Origin of the sequence: Parabacteroides sp. AF18-52, assembly GCF_003479145.1 — a bacterium.
GTDB classification, from domain to species: domain Bacteria; phylum Bacteroidota; class Bacteroidia; order Bacteroidales; family Tannerellaceae; genus Parabacteroides; species Parabacteroides faecis.
Map to the genome: position 1 here is coordinate 1 of NZ_QUGR01000026.1, position 20295 is coordinate 20295.

General features: G+C 43.6%; 15 protein-coding genes, 1 tRNA gene and 1 pseudogene. 15 read left to right on the plus strand and 2 right to left on the minus strand.

From position 1 onward, the window contains the following. Positions 1 to 152: 152 nt before the first annotated feature. Positions 153 to 254: pseudogene (locus DWX23_RS23405) on the minus strand (type II toxin-antitoxin system YafQ family toxin); the annotation flags it as partial. 77 nt (positions 255 to 331) lie between these two features. Continuing rightward, positions 332 to 1408: a tRNA 2-thiouridine(34) synthase MnmA gene (gene mnmA, locus DWX23_RS23410; RefSeq protein ID WP_122376285.1), complete on the minus strand. Its 1077-nt coding sequence runs from the start codon at positions 1406 to 1408 to the stop codon at positions 332 to 334. A gap of 160 nt (positions 1409 to 1568) precedes the next feature. On the opposite strand from mnmA, the gene DWX23_RS23415 reads away from it, so the two are divergent. From DWX23_RS23415 to DWX23_RS23485, 15 genes are all read left to right on the plus strand, one after another. Next, a complete protein-coding gene (locus DWX23_RS23415; protein WP_370450118.1) occupies positions 1569 to 3602 on the plus strand; it encodes a dihydrofolate reductase in 2034 nt (677 codons plus the stop codon). 3 nt (positions 3603 to 3605) lie between these two features. Continuing rightward, positions 3606 to 4289 carry a DNA alkylation repair protein gene (locus DWX23_RS23420; protein WP_122376287.1) on the plus strand — a complete coding sequence of 228 codons (684 nt, stop codon included), beginning with the start codon at positions 3606 to 3608 and terminating at the stop codon, positions 4287 to 4289. Positions 4290 to 4346: 57 nt separating this feature from the next. After that, positions 4347 to 4811: a Fur family transcriptional regulator gene (locus tag DWX23_RS23425; RefSeq protein WP_075556218.1), complete on the plus strand. Its 465-nt coding sequence runs from the start codon at positions 4347 to 4349 to the stop codon at positions 4809 to 4811. 29 nt (positions 4812 to 4840) lie between these two features. Then, a complete protein-coding gene (locus tag DWX23_RS23430) occupies positions 4841 to 6112 on the plus strand; it encodes an adenylosuccinate synthase (protein ID WP_122376288.1) in 1272 nt (423 codons plus the stop codon). A gap of 124 nt (positions 6113 to 6236) precedes the next feature. Next, positions 6237 to 6923: a zinc metallopeptidase gene (locus DWX23_RS23435; protein ID WP_122353353.1), complete on the plus strand. Its 687-nt coding sequence runs from the start codon at positions 6237 to 6239 to the stop codon at positions 6921 to 6923. Positions 6924 to 7370: 447 nt separating this feature from the next. Further along, complete coding sequence (gene hisS / locus DWX23_RS23440; RefSeq protein WP_122376289.1) at positions 7371 to 8726, plus strand: histidine--tRNA ligase; 1356 nt, start codon at positions 7371 to 7373, stop codon at positions 8724 to 8726. Positions 8727 to 8803: 77 nt separating this feature from the next. Next, positions 8804 to 10234, plus strand: coding sequence for a glycoside hydrolase family 30 beta sandwich domain-containing protein (locus DWX23_RS23445; RefSeq protein ID WP_122376290.1), 1431 nt, complete (start codon positions 8804 to 8806; stop codon positions 10232 to 10234). Positions 10235 to 10627: 393 nt separating this feature from the next. Continuing rightward, complete coding sequence (locus tag DWX23_RS23450) at positions 10628 to 10897, plus strand: co-chaperone GroES (RefSeq protein ID WP_122376291.1); 270 nt, start codon at positions 10628 to 10630, stop codon at positions 10895 to 10897. Positions 10898 to 10930: 33 nt separating this feature from the next. Beyond that, complete coding sequence (gene groL, locus DWX23_RS23455; RefSeq protein ID WP_122353358.1) at positions 10931 to 12571, plus strand: chaperonin GroEL; 1641 nt, start codon at positions 10931 to 10933, stop codon at positions 12569 to 12571. A gap of 100 nt (positions 12572 to 12671) precedes the next feature. Beyond that, entirely contained in the window at positions 12672 to 13571 is a 900-nt protein-coding gene (locus DWX23_RS23460; protein ID WP_122376292.1) for an AraC family transcriptional regulator, read from the plus strand. 259 nt (positions 13572 to 13830) lie between these two features. Then, the gene (locus tag DWX23_RS23465) at positions 13831 to 18393 is read left to right on the plus strand and encodes a DUF6383 domain-containing protein (protein ID WP_122376293.1); all 4563 of its coding nucleotides are present in this window, start codon (positions 13831 to 13833) and stop codon (positions 18391 to 18393) included. Between the two features lie 233 nt (positions 18394 to 18626). Continuing rightward, positions 18627 to 18708, plus strand: a tRNA-Leu gene (locus DWX23_RS23470). Positions 18709 to 18790: 82 nt separating this feature from the next. Further along, positions 18791 to 19342: an RNA polymerase sigma factor gene (locus DWX23_RS23475; protein WP_122353361.1), complete on the plus strand. Its 552-nt coding sequence runs from the start codon at positions 18791 to 18793 to the stop codon at positions 19340 to 19342. A gap of 46 nt (positions 19343 to 19388) precedes the next feature. Next, on the plus strand, positions 19389 to 19775 hold the full coding sequence (locus DWX23_RS23480; RefSeq protein WP_122353362.1) for a hypothetical protein: 387 nt from the start codon (positions 19389 to 19391) through the stop codon (positions 19773 to 19775). A gap of 48 nt (positions 19776 to 19823) precedes the next feature. After that, positions 19824 to 20294 carry a hypothetical protein gene (locus tag DWX23_RS23485; protein WP_122353363.1) on the plus strand — a complete coding sequence of 157 codons (471 nt, stop codon included), beginning with the start codon at positions 19824 to 19826 and terminating at the stop codon, positions 20292 to 20294. The last annotated feature ends 1 nt before the right edge of the window (position 20295 follow it).

A 20295-nucleotide genomic window follows, 5' to 3' on the forward strand; every position in this document is an offset into this window, starting at 1 on the left:
AGTCCTTTTTGAAACTTATTTTTTTTCAAGACTGTCAACTTATTTCAGGACAGGACATGGGAAAAATGAGGATAGTTAAGGTGGAATTGGTTGTTAGTTAGTGTTTTAGATGAAAAAAGAGTACGTTCTCAAACAACGTGCTCTTTTTTATATTAAAATAGATCGGCATGAGAACCGGTATCTGTGAATAGAAGTATTAATTCCGTATCATTTTGGTCCCATACCATCAACCAGTCCGATTGTATATGGCATTCTGTTTTTAAAGTTGTTGTTTCCATAGTTGTTTATATTATAGTCTGATACAAAGATGAGTATAATTATTGACAAAGGTTTATTTTTCTTCGTCGATTATCATACCGCTACCCAGGCAGAGATGATGGTCTTTGTCGTAGACAACACCGTACTGGCCGGGGGCAATTCCCTGTATTTTGTTCTCGGACTCGATGCGATATAAATCTCCGATACGGCGGATACGTCCCGGGGTAAAGTCCGGTGTATGGCGGATTTTGAAGGTGATCTCCTTCTCGTCGGTGAATTCTCCCCACGGGTCTTCGGTGATGAAGTCGAAACCGTGCAGGTTGATCGTTTTGCCGTATTGTGTTTCCGGGTCGTAGCCGTTGGAGACGTAGATGATATTGCGTTTGATATCTTTCTTGATAACGAACCAGGGGCCGCCGCTCAATCCAAGACCTTTGCGCTGTCCGATCGTGTGAAACCAGTAACCGTTGTGTTTACCTAAGACTTTACCTGTTTCCAGTTCGACGATCTTGCCGACACGTTTTCCCAGGTAACGTTCGATAAAGTCGTTGTAGTTGATCTTGCCGAGGAAACAGATGCCCTGGCTGTCCTTACGCATGGCACTGGGTAGCTTCTGTTCGGCGGCGATGGCGCGTACTTCGGCTTTCATCAGGTGCCCGATCGGGAACATCAGCTTCTGGATTTGCAGACGGGTAATCTGTCCGAGGAAGTCGGTCTGGTCCTTTACCGGGTCTTTAGCGGTAGAAAGCCATACTTTGCCGTCTATCTCGGTCGTTGTGGCGTAATGGCCGGTTGCGATCTTGTCGAAGTCTTTTCCCCATTTCTCTTCGAAGCAGCCGAACTTGATGAATTTGTTGCACATCATGTCCGGGTTGGGAGTGAGGCCGCGCTTCACCGAGTCGATCGTGTAGCTGACAACCTTGTCCCAATATTCGTCATGCAGGGATACCACTTCGAAGCGGCAACCGTATTTACGTGCTATATAAGATGTTATTTCTATGTCTTCTTCGGCAGGACAGTCGATATATCCGTCTTTATCTTCCATACCGATACGGATATAGAAGATGGTAGGATCGTATCCTGCCTCCTTCAACTGATGGACAACTACAGAGCTGTCCACACCTCCTGATACTAATGCTGCTATTTCCATTCTTTCTAAATATATCGGCTACAAAGGTACAAAATATTAGGGTGATATTCCTATGGCTTCGATTTATTCGTTACCTTTGCAGGAGAGCCTTTCGTTGTAATACTTCAGAAAAAACAAAAGAGTTATTATAAATAATATGAGAAATACAATAGTATCGCTTATGACAGCAATGGCATTGACTGCTTGTGCTGGTCCGAAAGAAAATAAAGGACAGGCACCGCAGGGGGATTTTAATTATGTGGTAGACCAGTTCGCCGACCTGCAGATTCTTCGTTATCAGGTTCCCGGATTCGAGTCTCTTTCATTGAAACAAAAACAGTTATTATATCATTTGTCGCAGGCTGCGCTGATGGGCCGCGATATATTCTTTGATCAGAATTGTCGCTATAACCTGCCGATCCGTCGCACACTGGAGACGATTTATACAACGTATAAAGGAAACCGGGAAGATGCGCAGTTCAAGGCGCTGGAGACTTACCTGAAACGGGTGTGGTTTTCAAGCGGCATCCATCATCATTATGCAGAGGATAAGTTTGTTCCCGGATTTACACCTGAGTTTTTTAAGAGTTGTCTGGAACAGGTAGACGTGACCAACCTCCCTTTACGTGAAGGGCAGACACTGGAGCAGTTTGTCGCTGAGATATTTCCGGTGATCTTTGATCCGTCCGTATTGGCGAAACGTACCGTGCAGAGCGGTGATCAGGATCTGATTCTGGCATCCGCCAATAATTACTATGGCGGAGGTGTTACCGAGAAAGAGGTGGAAGGCTTTTATACAGCCATGAAAGCGGGAAAAGATACTATCACCCCGATTTCTTACGGTCTGAACAGCCGTTTGGTAAAAGAGAACGGAAAGATCGTTGAGAAGGTATGGAAAGTCGGCGGCCTTTATTCGGCAGCCATCGAACAGATAGTCGGCGAGTTGCAGAAAGCCGTGGTTTTTGCCGAGAACGATACACAGAAAGCGATCATTGAAAAACTGATCGAATACTATCAGACGGGCGATCTGAAAACGTTCGATGCTTATTCCATCCTTTGGGTAGAAGATACGACATCCGATGTGGACTTTGTAAACGGTTTTATCGAAACCTACGGCGATCCGCTGGGAATGAAGGCTAGTTGGGAATCTACCGTGAACTTTATCAACAAGGAAGCGACAAAGCGTACAAAGATTATCAGCGATAACGCACAATGGTTTGAAGACCATTCCCCGGTAGACAAACGTTTCAAAAAAGAAAAGGTGAAAGGGGTAAGTGCCAAGGTGATTACCATCGCTATGCTGGGAGGCGATTGTTATCCGGCAACTCCGATCGGCATCAATCTGCCGAATGCAGACTGGATACGCCGCGACCACGGTTCGAAATCAGTTACTATCGAGAATATAACGGAAGCCTACGATAAGGCTTCGCAAGGCAATGGTTTTAGCGAAGAGTTCGTTTGGAGTGACGTTGAACGTGAGGCGTTGAAGAAATACGGATTTATCACGGATAATTTACATACGGATTTACACGAATGTCTGGGACATGGTTCCGGTAAACTGTTGCCGGATACGGAATCCGGAGCCTTGAAAGCGTACGATTCTACACTCGAAGAAGCTCGTGCCGACCTGTTCGGACTGTATTATCTGGGTGATCCGAAATTAGTGGAATTAGGTTTGGTGCCGGATGCAGAAGCATATAAGGCAGAGTATTATAAGTATATTATGAATGGCCTGATGACACAACTTGTCCGTATCGAAGCCGGTAAGAATGTGGAAGAAGCCCACATGCGTAACCGTCAGTTGATTGCCCAATGGGCCTACGAGAACGGTAAAGCCGATAATGTGATCGAATATAAGAAACGTGACGGTAAAACATACGTAGTTGTAAACGATTACGAAAAACTCCGTAATCTCTTCGGTACGTTACTGGCTGAAGTACAGCGAATCAAGAGCGAAGGCGATTTTGCAGCCGGAAAGAAACTGGTGGAAGATTATGGCGTAAAAGTAGACCAGATATTACACGACGAGGTGCTTGCCCGTTATGCCAAACTGAACCTGGCTCCTTACAAAGGTTTTGTGAACCCGGTTATGAAAGAGGTGAAGAACGATAACGGAGAAGTGACCGATATCGTCCTCGATTATACCGAAGGCTACACGGACCAGATGCTCCGTTACAGTAACGATTATTCATTCCTCCCATCTTACAACGACTAAGCTATGTTGCAGGACCAATTAAAAGAAATAAGAACCCAGCTCCGCATGGCGATGAATGGCGTTACATCCACCAGCATGCGCGAGAAGGGGATAATTTATAAACTGAACTTCGGCGTACCTCTGCCCGAAATAAAGCAGATTGCCGCTACGCACGAACCCGGTTCGGAGCTGGCAGCTGCTCTGTGGAAAGAAGACATCCGTGAGTTCAAGATACTGGCATCCATGTTACAGCCTGCGGATGATTTTCCTTTCGATCAGGCAAAGCAATGGGTGAAAGAAATACCCTATCTGGAAATCGCGGAACAATGCAGCCGTAATCTGTTTTGCAAGTTGTCTTATGTCGATAACCTTCTTCTGGGATTAATCTTCAATGTGGAAGACGAGTATGCCCGTACGGTAGCCTACCTGATTTGGGCGGAACTGTTCAAGGAGGGGAAAACTGTGGTTGCGCCGGTAAGAGCTGCATTCATTGTGGAATGTATGCGTTCGATTGCCTGGCCCGACTTCGGCGCTACCTGGAAAGAGAAGCAGGCAGCTGTAAAAGCAATGAAATTTTACGGTCGCCAGTCTGCCGATCATGCCCGGCAAATGTTAAGTGGTTTCGATGAGTTTCCGGAGTTCATGGAGACGCCGGAAGGACAGGAAATATATAATGATTTAAAATTTGAATTTGAATATTATAGCTAAGGCTTTGCGTTTAAAATAAATGCGCTAACTTTGTCGGTCGCGTAGAGTCGCAACGAAATGGATGAAAAGAAGTACATAGAGATGAAGCAGTCGTTTACGGAGTATCTGACTGAGAAAAAACTACGAAAGACGGAGGAAAGATATGCTATATTTGAATGCATATGTCGTTTCTCGGGTCATTTCGACATGTACTCACTCCAGGAAAAACTGGAAGAGACGAACTTCCATGTGAGCAAGGCAACGCTTTACAATACGCTGGACGTGCTGGAAGACGGTGGCCTGATCGTGCGGCATCAACTCAACGCCCAATCGGTTCAATACGAACTCCGGGCTTTGGCGGAAACGCATCTTCATCTGATCTGTATGAAGTGCGGGGCGATTCGGGAAATGAAAGACAGTATGCTGAAAAAGGATGTCAACAATCTGAAGATATCCCGTTTCACACCTGAGTTTCATGCGTTGTATATTTATGGGATATGCAGTAAATGCAAGTTCAAACTTCAGCAGAAGAATGGTAAATAAGAATATTAATAGTCTATTATAAAGATAACATGAAAGTAGATGTTTTATTAGGATTGCAATGGGGTGACGAGGGCAAAGGTAAAGTTGTCGACGTGCTGACTCCGAATTACGATGTAATCACTCGTTTTCAGGGAGGTCCCAATGCAGGACACACATTGGAGTTTAACGGAGAAAAGTATATCCTTCGTTCTATTCCGTCAGGTATTTTCCAGGGTGGAAAAGTGAATGTAATCGGTAATGGCGTCGTTCTCGACCCGTTATTGTTTAAGCAGGAAGCCGAAGCGCTTGCTGCCAGTGGTCACGACCTGACCAAACAACTTTGTATTTCCAAGAAGGCACACCTGATCCTGCCTACCCACCGTATGCTGGATGCTGCTTACGAAGCGGCTAAAGGTTCCGGTAAGATCGGTACGACCGGTAAAGGTATCGGCCCGACATATACAGACAAGATCAGCCGTAACGGTCTCCGCGTAGGTGACTTGCTGCATAACTTCGATGAAAAATATGCTGCTGCCAAGGCACGTCACGAAGCAATCCTGAAATCACTGAACTATTCTTATGATATCAAGGAGCTGGAAGCTCAATGGTTTGAAGCATTGGAATATCTGAAACAATTCAACCTGATCGACAGCGAGCATGTGGTAAACAACTACCTGAAAGACGGTAAGTCTGTTTTGGCAGAAGGTGCACAGGGAACTATGCTGGATATCGACTTCGGTTCTTATCCGTTCGTGACTTCTTCGAATACGATCTGTGCCGGTTGTTGTACAGGTTTGGGCGTATCTCCGCGCAATATCGGTGAAGTATACGGTATCTTCAAGGCGTATTGTACACGTGTCGGCAGCGGTCCGTTCCCGACAGAGTTGTTCGATGAAACAGGCGATCAGCTTTGTACGTTAGGACATGAGTTCGGTTCTGTAACAGGACGTAAACGTCGTTGCGGCTGGATCGACCTGGTAGCTTTGAAATATGCCGTTATGATTAACGGCGTAAGCCAGCTTATCATGATGAAGAGCGACGTACTCGATAGCTTCGAAACGATCAAGGCTTGTGTGGCTTACAAGATCAATGGCGAAGAAGTAACGGAATTTCCGTTCGAGATCGACGATACGATCGAACCGGTATACGTTGAACTGCCGGGTTGGAAGACTGACATGACAAAGATGCAGAGCGAAGACGAATTCCCTGAAGAATTCAACGCTTACCTTTCCTTCTTGGAAGAAGAGTTGGGTGTTCCCGTTAAAATCGTGTCAGTAGGACCTGACCGTGAACAGACAATTATCCGGTATACGGAAGAATAAACCTCATATACTATTACAAAATGGCAGAAGACCACCTCTCAGCAGGCCCATCTTCTGCCATTTTTGTTTTTGGCAGACTTTTTGTAAGACATTTCTTGTATAACACTTAATTAATTAGAGCATTATGAGCATGTATTGGATTATATTTATTGGTTTTGCCTTGTTAAGCTGGCTGGTATCTTCCCGACTGAAAAACAAGTTTGAGAAGTATTCTAAGATCCCTATGCCTAACGGTATGACCGGAAAGGATGTGGCTGAGAAGATGTTGCATGATAACGGCATCTACGACGTGAAGGTGATTTCTACTCCCGGACATTTGACAGACCATTACAATCCTGCAAATCAAACGGTGAATCTTAGTGAATCGGTATATTACAGTAATAGTATTGCTGCGGCAGCCGTTGCAGCCCATGAATGCGGTCATGCGGTACAGCATGCCACTTCGTATGCTCCGCTGAAGATGCGGTCGGCATTGGTTCCGGTGGTCAGCTTCGCTTCGAATATCATGACATGGGTGTTGCTGGGCGGTATGTTGCTGATCCATCAGTTTCCGCAGTTGTTGTTGTTCGGTATCATTCTGTTCGCATCGACGACATTGTTCAGCTTTATCACGTTGCCGGTCGAGATCAATGCCAGCCAGCGTGCGTTGGTATGGTTGAGCAGGGCCGGTATAACGAATGTCAGTACGCATGGTATGGCTGAAGATGCGCTGCGCTCTGCCGCTTATACCTATGTGGTGGCTGCTTTAGGGTCGTTGGCTACATTATTATATTATATAATGATCTTCCTGGGCGGAAGAAGCCGTGACTAAACGGAAATGACTGCGGCAGCGGATAAAACTGTCTGGTGCAGTGAATATAGCTGACTGCCGCACTTGATAAAAATAGCAGCCGCACTCAATTCAATTGGGTGCGGCTGCTATTTTTATTTCCTTTTCTTCTTTGTTCTGCTGAACTTACCTTCCATATAAAGTGCCCAGATTAGAAATCCGAGTGCCATTCCCATAAAGAGTAAACCTACAAATATAAAATCGGGCATGACTAATCCTCCTTTAGTTTAATGAATAATAAACCAATTCTTTTTCATAGTCTCGTTATCTTTTGATTATGATGCAAACATAATAAAAAGAAACCGGTAAAACAATCAACTTAACCGGAAAACTACGAAATTGAAACAAAATACCTACCTTTGCATTCCGAATAATAATTTAATAGCTAAAAGTCGGTTAGCTCCGACGATAAACAAGAGCAAACGATATATGCAGAAGCCGTCTATACCAAAAGGTACCAGAGATTTTTCGCCTGAAGAAATGGCGAAACGTAATTATATATTCAATACGATTCGTGAAGTATATCATCTGTACGGATTTCAGCAAATAGAAACCCCAGCCATGGAAAACCTGTCGACCCTGATGGGCAAGTATGGTGAGGAAGGTGATAAACTGCTTTTCAAGATATTAAACTCAGGAGATTGCTTTTCGGGCATCACCGATGAGGAGTTGCTGGAACGTAATGCCGTACGGTTCGGGGTGAAAGCCTGCGAGAAAGGTCTGCGTTACGACCTGACCGTTCCTTTCGCCCGTTACGTGGTGCAGCATCGCAATGATATAACATTCCCCTTCAAACGTTATCAGATACAACCCGTATGGCGTGCCGACCGTCCGCAGAAAGGCCGTTACCGCGAGTTTTACCAGTGCGACGGCGATGTGGTAGGTTCCGATTCGCTGATCAATGAAGTGGAACTGATCCAGATCATGGATGAGGTATTCTACCGTTTCGGCATCCGTGTCTGCATCAAGATGAACAACCGTAAGATCTTATCTGGTATTGCAGAGATCATCGGCGAAGCGGACAAGATCGTAGATATTACCGTGGCTATCGATAAGCTGGATAAGATCGGACTGGACAATGTGAATGAAGAACTTCGCTCGAAAGGGCTTTCCGAAGAAGCCATTGCCCGCCTGCAACCGATCATCATGCTGTCGGGAACCAACCGTGAGAAACTGGCTGTCCTGAAAGAACAGCTGGCTACCTCCGAGATCGCCATGAAGGGTATTGAAGAAATGACCTTCATCCTCGACCGTATCGACCAGTTGCCTATGCGTGCCGAACTGGAACTCGACTTGACCTTGGCCCGCGGATTGAACTATTATACAGGAGCTATCTTTGAAGTAAAAGCCCTGGATGTACAGATCGGAAGTATCACCGGTGGCGGACGATATGACAACTTGACCGGTGTATTTGGCATGGACGGTGTGTCAGGTGTCGGTATCTCTTTCGGTGCAGACCGTATCTTCGACGTATTGAACCAGCTGGATCTCTATCCTGCTGATTCGTTAATGACAACACAGCTGTTGTTTGTCAACTTCGGAGCGACGGAAGAAAGTTATCTGTTGCCCATTATCTCTCAGGTGCGTGCTGCCGGAATTCGTACCGAACTATTCCCGGAAGCAGCCAAGATGAAGAAGCAGATGGGATATGCCGATACAAAGAAAATCCCGTTTGTCGCTATCGTCGGCGAAACGGAAATGAACGAAGGAAAGATCAACCTGAAGAATATGATCACAGGCGAGCAAAAGCCTGTTACTGTGGAAGAGCTGATTGCACAGTTCTGATCAGATCAGAGATATTTTAATATGCAACGAATTCTCTTTTTACAGGAGAAGTCGTTGTTCCTTATACCTACCGTGAAATGAAAGCATATCAATTAATTCTCACTTTCGCATTATGCCTTTCGGCCTGCTCTTTCCAACCGCGTGCATCGTGGGTGACGACGACCGAAGGTGAACAATGGGTTGAACAAGACGATCTCGTCTCTGCATCTTCTGATACCATTCCTGATATCGATGCGGTTGTTCACACCGGTAAGAAACTCCAGAAGATAGACGGTTTCGGTGCCTGTTTCAACGAACTGGGCTGGATATCCCTGAGCAAACTCGACCCGACAGTCCGCGAAGAGATCCTCGAAGAGCTTTTCTTCCCGGAGATAGGAGCGAACTTTACCATCTGCCGTATGCCGGTAGGAGCCAACGACTTCTCCCGTGACTGGTACTCATATAACGAAACCGACGGGGATTTCGATATGCAATACTTCACTATCGCCAACGATCAACAGACATTGATCCCTTTCATCAAAGGTGCACAGAAATACAATCCTGACCTGAGTATCTGGGCTTCCCCCTGGTGTCCCCCTTCCTGGATGAAATACAATAAGCACTACGCCTCTGCTTATACCGGCGAAACCTATAGCGAGAAATACCGCAACGGTCTGCCCGCCGATAAAGTCGGCTACGAAGGCACAGACATGTTTATCCAGGATTCGCTTTATCTCCGGGCGTATGCCCTTTACTTTTCCAAATTCATCGAAGCCTACCGCGGACAAGGCATCGACATTTTTGCCGTCATGCCTCAGAACGAATTTAATTCGGCACAGATATTCCCCAGTTGTTGCTGGACTGCCGCCTCTTTGGCCGACTTTATCGGTAACTACCTCGGCCCGGCTATGAAGGAACTGGATGTCAAAGTTATGTTCGGAACGATGGAACGTGCCAACGAAACCCTTGTCGATACCATTCTGACCGATCCGGCAAGTGGAAAGTATATCAGCGGTGTCGGTTTCCAATGGGCGGGAAAAGGAGCGATCAAAGGAATCCACGAGCGTTATCCGGCTATGAAGCTCTATCAGACAGAGCAGGAATGCGGCGACGGCAGGAACGACTGGAGGGGTGCCGTTTATTCCTGGAACCTGATGCGTCATTACCTGGAGAACGGTGCATCCGCCTATATGTACTGGAATATCTCGCTCGACAAAGGTGGCATCAGCCGATGGGGATGGGCGCAAAATTCCTTAGTCGTAGTTGATCCCGATGCGAAAACTTTCCGTTATACACCTGAATATTACGTAATGAAGCATCTGAGCCATTATGTCCAGCCCGGTGCCCGCAAGCTCGAAACCTCCGGGCAGTACAGCAACCTGATGGCTTTCGTCAATCCTGACAAAAGTATTGTTGTCGCTTTGGCAAACGAAGGCAATGAAGAACGTCAGGTCTCTGTTGAAATCGACGGTAGTGTCTACCAGCCTGTACTGCCGGCTCATTCCATCGCTACGCTACTGATAGACTAATCTGGAATATATTATATATTAATGTAAGGGACGTAAGGTTTTAATCTTTTCGTCCCTTATTCTTTTTTCTTTTGGCAAGCCTGAAAATCAAATTTTAGCTAGCTCGAAATTAAATTTAAGTATACTCAAAAGAAAAGAATATTACTGGTTTTAGGTTAAAAGACAGCAACCTATGAACTACTTTCCTGCAACTTTTGTTCTAGTCGGGAAGCATGAGAGGCGGAATGTATAGTCATCCTGTCAGTCATGTCGGCGTATCTACCGGTTCGTTTATGCAAAATTGTCAGTCTTTTCCCTGTCAATTAATTTGGCACAGATTTCGCATAGGAGTTAACGTGAATTAGAAAATCACGTATAAACATAATATTATTAACATTAAAAATATATCAAAAGATGAACATTAGACCATTAGCAGACAGAGTGCTTATCAAGCCCGCTGCAGCAGAAGAAAAGACACTTGGCGGAATCATTATCCCGGATTCAGCAAAAGAAAAACCTTTAAAAGGTGAAGTTGTTGCCGTAGGTAACGGAACAAAGGATGAAGAAATGGTTGTAAAAGCTGGTGATACTGTATTGTACGGAAAGTATGCAGGAACAGAGATCGAACTGGAAGGTGAAAAGTTTCTGATCATGCGTCAATCTGATATCCTGGCTATTATCTAATTCATTAACGGACAATAAAAAAATAATATAATCATGGCAAAAGAAATTAAGTACGATATGGATGCCCGCGACCTTTTGAAGAAAGGTGTGGACGAATTGGCAAATGCAGTAAAAGTAACATTAGGCCCGAAAGGCCGTAACGTGATCATCGAAAAGAAATTCGGTGCTCCTCACATTACAAAAGACGGTGTAACGGTTGCAAAAGAAGTTGAATTGGCTTGCCCGTTCGAAAACATGGGTGCACAGTTGGTAAAAGAAGTTGCTTCGAAGACTAACGACAATGCAGGTGACGGTACGACTACTGCTACTGTATTGGCACAATCTATCATCGGTGTCGGTTTGAAGAACGTTACAGCAGGTGCTAACCCAATGGACCTGAAACGCGGTATCGACAAAGCCGTTGCCAAAGTGGTTGAAAAGATCGCTGACCAGGCTGAAGAAGTAGGTGACCAGTTCGAAAAGATCGAACACGTAGCTAAAATCTCTGCCAACGGTGACGAAACGATCGGTAAACTGATTGCTGAAGCTATGCAGAAAGTGAAGAAAGAAGGCGTTATCACAGTAGAAGAAGCGAAAGGTACTGAAACTACAGTAGACGTAGTGGAAGGTATGCAGTTCGACCGTGGTTACATCTCTCCGTACTTCGTAACAAATACAGAAAAGATGGAATGCGAGATGGAAAATCCGTATATCCTGATCTACGACAAGAAGATCTCTGTATTGAAAGACCTGCTTCCTATCCTTGAACCGGCTGTTCAGAGCGGACGTCCTCTGTTGATCATCGCTGAAGATATCGACAGTGAAGCATTGGCTACATTGGTAGTGAACCGTCTGCGTGGTTCTCTGAAGATCTGTGCAGTGAAGGCTCCGGGCTTCGGCGATCGTCGTAAAGCGATGTTGGAAGATATCGCAGTGCTGACTGGTGGTGTTGTTATCTCTGAAGAAAAAGGTTTGAAACTGGAAGGTGCTACAATGGATATGTTGGGTACTGCCGAAAAGATCACTGTAGACAAAGATACTACGATCATTGTGAACGGTGCAGGCGACAAAGCAGCTATCCAGGCTCGTATCGGTCAGATCAAGACTCAGATCGAAAACACTACTTCCGATTACGATAAAGAAAAACTGCAGGAACGTCTGGCTAAGATGGCAGGTGGTGTAGCTGTTCTTTACGTAGGTGCTCCTTCTGAAGTGGAAATGAAAGAAAAGAAAGACCGTGTTGACGATGCTTTGCATGCAACCCGCGCTGCTATCGAAGAAGGTACAGTTCCTGGTGGTGGTGTAGCTTACATCCGTGCTATTGAAGCATTGGAAGGAATGAAGGGCGAAAACGAAGACGAAACAACAGGTATCGAAATCGTTAAACGTGCGATCGAAGAACCGTTGCGTCAGATCGTTGAAAACGCAGGTAAAGAAGGTGCCGTTATCGTTCAGAAAGTAAAAGAAGGTAAGGGTGACTTCGGTTACAATGCTCGTACAGACAAATACGAAAACCTGTGTGCAGCAGGTGTGATCGACCCGGCTAAGGTAACTCGTGTTGCTTTGGAAAATGCAGCTTCTATCGCTGGTATGTTCCTGACAACAGAGTGTGTGATCGCTGAAAAGAAAGAAGAAGGTCCTGCTATGCCTCCGATGAACCCGGGTATGGGTGGCGGTATGGGTGGTATGATGTAATTCTTCCCATCAAGATAAAACCGGAAACGGCTGCTTCCCGAAAAGGAAGTGGCCGTTTTTTTATTATATTTGTCGTGGTTTACATATATAATAATGTATAGTGATAAAGATTAAAGAAGGATTCAAAGGAGAACGATTCGTTTTCTTGCCGGACGAGTTGCTTGAAACGTATAGCCATGAGCCGCTTGTCGGCAATCTGTACGTTCGTAAGATCGGCTTCTTCCCGAAAGTCAAGTACCATTACGTACAAAAAGACCAGGGTTGCAGCTATGCTATGCTTATCTACTGTACGGAAGGAGAGGGGTGGTACACCATTCACGGCAAGACGTATCCGGTGAAACAGAATCAATACATTATTATACCTCCGAACGTTCCCTATTCGTTCGGAGCCTCCGAGGACGATCCCTGGACTATCTACTGGGTACATTTTATGGGGAAGCTGAGTGGCGAGTTCCTTCCGCCGACGCCCATACCCGGAACGATCCTTCCCGGCGAATATTCACGTCTGCAGGACAGAATACAATTATTCGAGGAAATCTACAGTTGTTTTTCGATGGGGTATATAAAGGAATATATGGTTTATTCCTCCATGTGCCTTTACATGTTTCTTACCTCTTTTTTATATCTGGAGCAGTACCGTTATATTAATTTACCTAACCATAAAGAGTATTCGTTCTCTTCGAGGGTGATCCATTATATGAATGAAAACCTGGAGCGGAATCTTACTTTAGACCAGTTGGCAGCCTACTTCAAATATTCCCCGTCGCACTTCTCCATGCTTTTCCAGCGGGAGACAGGCGTTTCGCCGATCAGTTATTTTATCCGGCTGAAGATACAGAAGGCATGCCAGTATATAGAGCTGACTGCGCTGAAACTGAATGAGATATCTACAAAGCTTGGTTTTGAAGAACCGGCATACTTTTCGCGTACTTTTACGAAGATAATGGGTATATCTCCCTCCGAATATCGCCGTCGGGAGTCCGAACATGGGATGGTCTGACAGGAATAACGTAGGTTGTACGTGAAAACGTGTAATTTGTCCTTTTTAAACTTGGAATAGGATAAGAAAGCATGGTTAAAGGGAAAAAAATATATCAAAAAAATAGTCTAACTAAAAAAGATATGTATCTTTGCGTTATGTTTTTGGTGCGAGGTATGCACTGTTAGGATTGAAAGAGATCCGTTGTTGAGCTTTATTTTTTATTACAAGATAGATTTATTAGAACTTTATATTTTATTACTAATTAAATTATTTGATTATGAACAAAAAGTTTTCTACTTTGTTCGCCGCGTTCCTTGTGGCAAGCAGTAGTTTTTCAATTTTTGCTCAAAATGCGGTACCAGCCTGGTATAAGACAGGTGATACTTACAAGGCTGCATTTGAAGATCCTACTGAAGCACAATTGAAAGCCGCTGCGAAATTTAACCTTCTCGATGGAGATGCGTTAGTAAATAAAACTCATCCGGTTAATATTTGGAAGTATACTTTACCTTTGAATAAGGTGGCTGATGCTACTCTTCTTCCTGGTATGTTTGTTTCTTTCGATTCTGAGGCCAGCCCTGTTGCAGGAGGTGACTATCTGTCAACTGGCGAGTTTTATGACAATGTTAATAAACCTCATTACGGTATTACAACAGTAAAGGATTTTAATTATCTGGGTGTTAGACCAACCAGAGAAGTTAAGAGCCGTGTTGAATTCGTATTTGATACAAGAGGTTTGACAGATGCAACAAGTTTCCATTTCTGGATTAGCCGTTTAGAAAACGCTAATGTAAACCGTAATCTGTTATGGAAGATTGAAAAAGCTGAAGTTTTAGAGCTGGATGGAACTACTCGTGGTGATCTTCCTTATGACGAAGTTTATGACGATGGTTTTAAAATTGACAAGAATGGTGTAACTGTAGGTGATAATACAACACCGGAGGCTTACCAGGTTATGTTCAATGCAACTGGCGCAGGTAAAATTAACATAGATAATGCTATTATCCGTGTTGTTCTTGAATCAGAATATTCTGTAGCTGATGAAAGTGAAACTTCTGATACTTTGGAACCTGTAACATTGTTCGGTGACATTAATCTTGATTTCATTCGTCCTCACGTAGAAATAGATTATGAAACAGAAAAAGAATTCCGTGTAGGTGTTAACCGTTCTACTGAATGCGATGCTTCTGAAATGGATGTTAAGATCTGGAAGTTCAATGATAAGATGGCTGGTGCTGAAACTCCTCACCATGTTCAGGCTACTTATTTGAAACTGAATGTGAAAGCTCCTATCGTTCTTGAAAAGATTGGTAATGTTGCTATTACTGAAGGTAACTTCTCTCAGGCAACAGAAGCTGACGGAAGTAGAAGTTTCTATGTACGTGCAGGTTTGTTCAATGAATATAATCCGGTTGACTGGTCAAACGTAAAGGTTGTTTATCATGTTGAACCAGGAACAAAGGTTGATCAATGGAAATTGGCTGACTATGTATTTGCAACAACAACTGCATCCAGTACAGATACAGCGTTTGTAAGACATAGCGTAGATGCTCGCGGTACTTTCAAATTCGGTGACGACCTGGTATTTACAAAATACGAAGAAGTGCTCGAAACAACTATCGACTTTACTTATCTGCCTATGTTTGTCAGTGACTGCGCGGCAGGTGGACCAGTTGCTAATATGTTGGTTGCTGAGTCAGGTAATTGCGATGGTGGTGTATTGGATCTTGAATTGTTGACTCCTGCTGATCCGGGTTCTACCGACAGATGGGAAGATAAGATTGAATTCTTAGGATTCAACTGGTACTTCGAAGGTAACTTGGTAGAAGCACATAAGCATACAAAATGTATTCCTGGAGAAGCTATTACTTGCCAGGGTAATCTGGCTGAAGGTTGGACAGTGAAAGCTGCTTTCCACTTTGCTTCAGAAAACATGAACATCGATCAGGATGAAGCTTATAATATAGAAGAAAAATGGGGCTTATTGGCAACATTGAATGCTCAGAATGATTGCGAAGGTTATTCAGGACAGGATTTGATCAATCTGGGTGAAGTTTATTATCCGGGTGTTCTGACTACATCTGCTCGTACTCAGCACGTATGGACTAACTGGAAAGGTGTTGAAACAGAAGATGGTACTGTTGCTACTGTATCAAGTACATTAGCTAATGTAATGAACATTACAGACGGTTTGCTTGCTGCTGCAGACAGAAATTCAGGAGGAGAAGGTCTTATCGGTTCTATAAGTGAAGCTGTTAAGGGTGGTGCTGAAGTATTTGCTGCTCCTTACTTTACTAATAAAGATTCTTATGTATGGGGTATCGGTGGTTCTTCTCGTAACCATGTCGTTCATGTATATGCTACAGGTTTGAAACCGGATGCTGACGATCCTAACTTTACAACTATCCGTCTGTACAAACAGGCTATGGAAATTGGTGAAAGAGAAGTATTACAGGATAGGAACTTCTATTTCTCAACAGAATATGCGAATGCTGTTTGGAATCGTGGTGATGTTGGTGGTCTTGAACCGCAACCAGGATCTGTTTGGCGTGGTGAAAGTGCTGGTGACACATTGTATATCCGTGTTCCGTACAAACAAGCAAATCTGGATGCCCTGAAAAATAACGGTATTGCTGTTAAGGTTAGATATACTCCTCAGTCTAGAACTGATTGGGTTCCGACAGAAGAAATCCTGACAGATATGGCTCAGTTCGGTCTGTTGACGAATGATGCAGGCGACGGTAAAGCTAATCATCCGGGATGGGAAAAAGAATTGACAGGTTTCAATCAGTTCAATGTAGTTGGTTCTGTATTTAAAGGTCTTGTTTCTACTATGACAGGTGACAAACCGGTAGGTGCTTATACTAGCTTGTTAGGAAATATCCAGGATCTTGATGAGTTTGAACATGGTGAATATGATTCTAATGTATTCCGTGATCTTTATACTAAGAACTATGCTACTTATTACCTGGGTCAGGAACAGTGCTACGAAGTGAAAGACGGTACTTTCGTTATCGCAGGTTTGAACCTTGTTGCTCCGGTAACAGTGGAAACAAGCATGTCTAATAAGATTGGTGCATTCGATCACGATACAACTGTTATCATTGGTACTTTGGATGCTGGCAAATTGATTCCTAACAAATATGGTGAATTACTTGCTTACGTTAAGTCTACATTCAAACCGTCTGACAAGGCTGGTATCGTTCCTGATACAATCCATTCAGCAATTGATAACAAAGACTTCATCTATAATTATGTAAATGACACAGTTCGTCTGTATCCGATGCAGATCAAAGACCAGATCAGCTGGACTTATGTATATGGTTTGGATGAAAAGTATGCTGATAAAAATGTAGAAAACAATAAGGGACAAACTAACAGTTATACTAACTTGTTCTATATCTACGGAGCTTATCGTAACGATACTGTAGCTACTCGTATCTATGGTGATGTTAAACAACCTGAACTGTATTTCGCTGCAACAGCTGATACAAAGGCTGCAAAGTTGGCTAAGTTAGACTTCGGTGCTGTTACATTTATTGATGATGACATTGCTGCAACTAAACAAATCTATCTGATTGGTAAAGACCTGCCGGCAATCGATCCTACTGAAGAAGTATCTAAAGTAATCGCTATCTCTCCTGCTGGTGCATTGATCGCTTCTACAGAAGGTAAGAACCAGGCTGAATATGTAAGCGAAGCTATTATTCCGGTTGCTATCGACCTGTTGGCTGATAAGAACGACCATGACTTGGTTGCAGACGTATTAGCAGCAAGCACATTGTGCAACTGTACAGTAGATCTTCCGGTTAATTATTCTCCGGTTCTGAGTGCTCCTGTAGTTGATACTAAATATTTGTCTGACAACATTAACGGTAGCAAGGCTGAATTCAGATGGTCTGCAGTTCCGGGTGTTCATTACTACAAAGTAGAACTTGGTCAGTACGAAAAACAGAACACTTCTAAGAATATCTTTATCTCTGAAGTGAAAGCTGAAGAAGGTACAATCATGGTTGAATTGTTCAACGGAACAGGTGAAGTAATCAATCCGTTGTTGCACCACAACTATAAGCTGACTATCATGAAGAATGGCGCTGAATATAAGACAATGGATGTTATTTCAACAAATACTCATTTGAATGAAGCTTATAAGGCTGAAGCATTTGGCGTTGACGCTGATTTGAGCCCGGCTAACACTTATACAGTTCTGTTGAAAGAAGGTGGCAAGCAGATCGATATCTTCGAATTCACTAACACAACTCGTTTGTCTCGTGACGAAAAAGATGGTCTTGAAGAAAACACTGGCGCATTCAATAAGAATGACTGGAATCCTGACTTCGGTTCTCTGCCGGTAGCTAGTTATATGGAAGAATCACCTAAGTGGGATTTCATCTTTGTACAAGGTATTGAATCTGAAGAAGTAGGTCCTACGTCAACTTCAATCAGAGCAATCAACTTGAAACCGCAGACTGAATATGCAGTACGCGTAACTGCTTACAGCTATTCTCCTTCAGTAGTGAAAGCTGCAGCTTCTGAAATCGCTAAGTTTGGTACTTCAATCTTCACAGAAGGTTCTGGTGATATGAAGTTCGACGAAGATTCTTACAACCCGCCGACAGATAACGAAAATATCTCGACAGATGCTGTTAAGGTAATCGGTGGAGTAGGTGCTGTAACGATCCAGGGTGCTGCTAACAAGACTGTAGTTGTTACAAATGTATTAGGACAGACAGTTGCAAGAACAGTTGTTTCTTCTGATAACGTTAAGATTTCTGCTCCTGCAGGTATCGTAGTAGTAGCTGTGGAAGGCGAAAGCGCAGTGAAAGCTGTTGTTAAGTAAATAATATACCGGAAAGACTGAACAGTCTGAAAGTATTCCAACATAGAAACTCCGTCGGGAAACCGGCGGAGTTTTTTTATGATGGAATGTTGTTAGGGCAAATTGTATGCTTCTTTTCTTGAAAATTCAGAAGAAATAATATAAAAAGAACGTCTGAATATTTTGCAGTATGAAAAAAAACACTACCTTTGCACCGCAATCACGAGAGATTGCTTACCTGAAAGTAATGAAATGCCCAGGTGGCGGAATTGGTAGACGCGCACGTTTCAGGTGCGTGTGTCGCGAGGCGTGCAGGTTCGAGTCCTGTTCTGGGCACTTCCGAAAGCGGACAACTGATAAAGTTGCCCGCTTTTTTTATGTCCGTATTTTTTTATATATTTGAGCCAAAATGGAGAGGATGCAGCAATATACGGAAGATGAAATAGTAGAACAACTGCGGGATCCGGCCCGGCAAAGGGATGCTTTTGCCAGAGTCGTGAGCCTTTACGGGGAAAAGTTATACTGGCAGATACGAAAGATGGTATTGAGCCATGACGATGCAAATGACCTTTTGCAGAATACTTTTCTGAAAGCCTGGACAAATATCGATTATTTCCGGGGCGAGGCGAAGTTGTCTACCTGGCTGTATAAAATTGCCATCAACGAATGTATTACCTTCCTGAACCGCCAGCGGAATATGAACAATGTATCGATCGACGATACCGACATCTTTTTGCTGGAACGTCTGAAAGGAGACGAATACTTTGACGGTGACGAAGCTCAGATGAAGTTGCAGAAAGCGATTCTCACCTTACCGGAGAAACAACGTTTAGTGTTTACCATGAAATACTTTGACGAGATGAAATATGAAGATATGTCAGAGGTTCTCGGAACTTCTGTCGGTGCCTTGAAGGCCTCTTATCATCATGCAGTCAAAAAAGTCGAGGAGTTTTTAACAAAAGACATTTAAACCTTTTGGGGCGAAGCTCGTCAAAGGTGTATTAAAACGGAAGTGTATGGAAAAAGAACAAAACAATCTGGATCGTTTTAAAGGAAAGAATCCTTTTACTGTGCCCGATGGGTACATGAAGGATCTCACGGCTAATATAATGAGCCAGTTGCCGGAGAAGCCGCGCGTAGAGGCAAAGAAAGTCTCTATGATAGACCGTGTGCGTCCCTGGTTGTATATGGCGGCGGTATTTGCCGGGCTGGGATTGTTCTTTAAAGCAATAGTCGGTTTCGACGGTGAAAAGAGCCAGTCTGATACACTGTTGGTGCAGTCGACAGATGCGTCGGAAACAAAAGCTGCGATACTCGAAGCGGAAAATGAAGAATATCTGGAATATCTGGAAGCCCAGTATACAGATTATCTTTTAGCAGAAGAATTGGGCAATTATGAATAAATTGACGAAAAAAAGAAGTTATTAGCATATTTTTGTAATAATAATTGTATGAGCAAAATATTTTTTATTACATTTGTGGCGATTTCAGTTTTATTCTCTTCGAAAGTGTTGGCGCAGGGAGATAAACAACATCGACATTTTGACAAGGAGGCCTTTCAGGCAAAAAGAAATGCCTTTATTACAGCTGAAGTAGGGTTGACACCGGAAGAAGCTGCAGCTTTCATTCCTTTGTGTAATGAATTGCAGGAGAAGATGTTTGAAGTTGGCCGTGAATGCCGTAGACTGTCAAAGGATCTGAAGCATATGAAATCTCCGACGGAAAGCGATTATTCAAAAGTAAATGATGAATGTATCGGAGTCAAGATGAAGGAGGCAGCTTTAGAGAAAGAATATTACGAAAAATTTAAAAAGATATTATCGCCAGAGAAACTTTATAAATATAGGCGTGCCGAATATAAGTTTGCACGAAGTTTTATGAAGGGACCGGACGATAAGAAAGAAGAAAACAAGAAAAAATAAA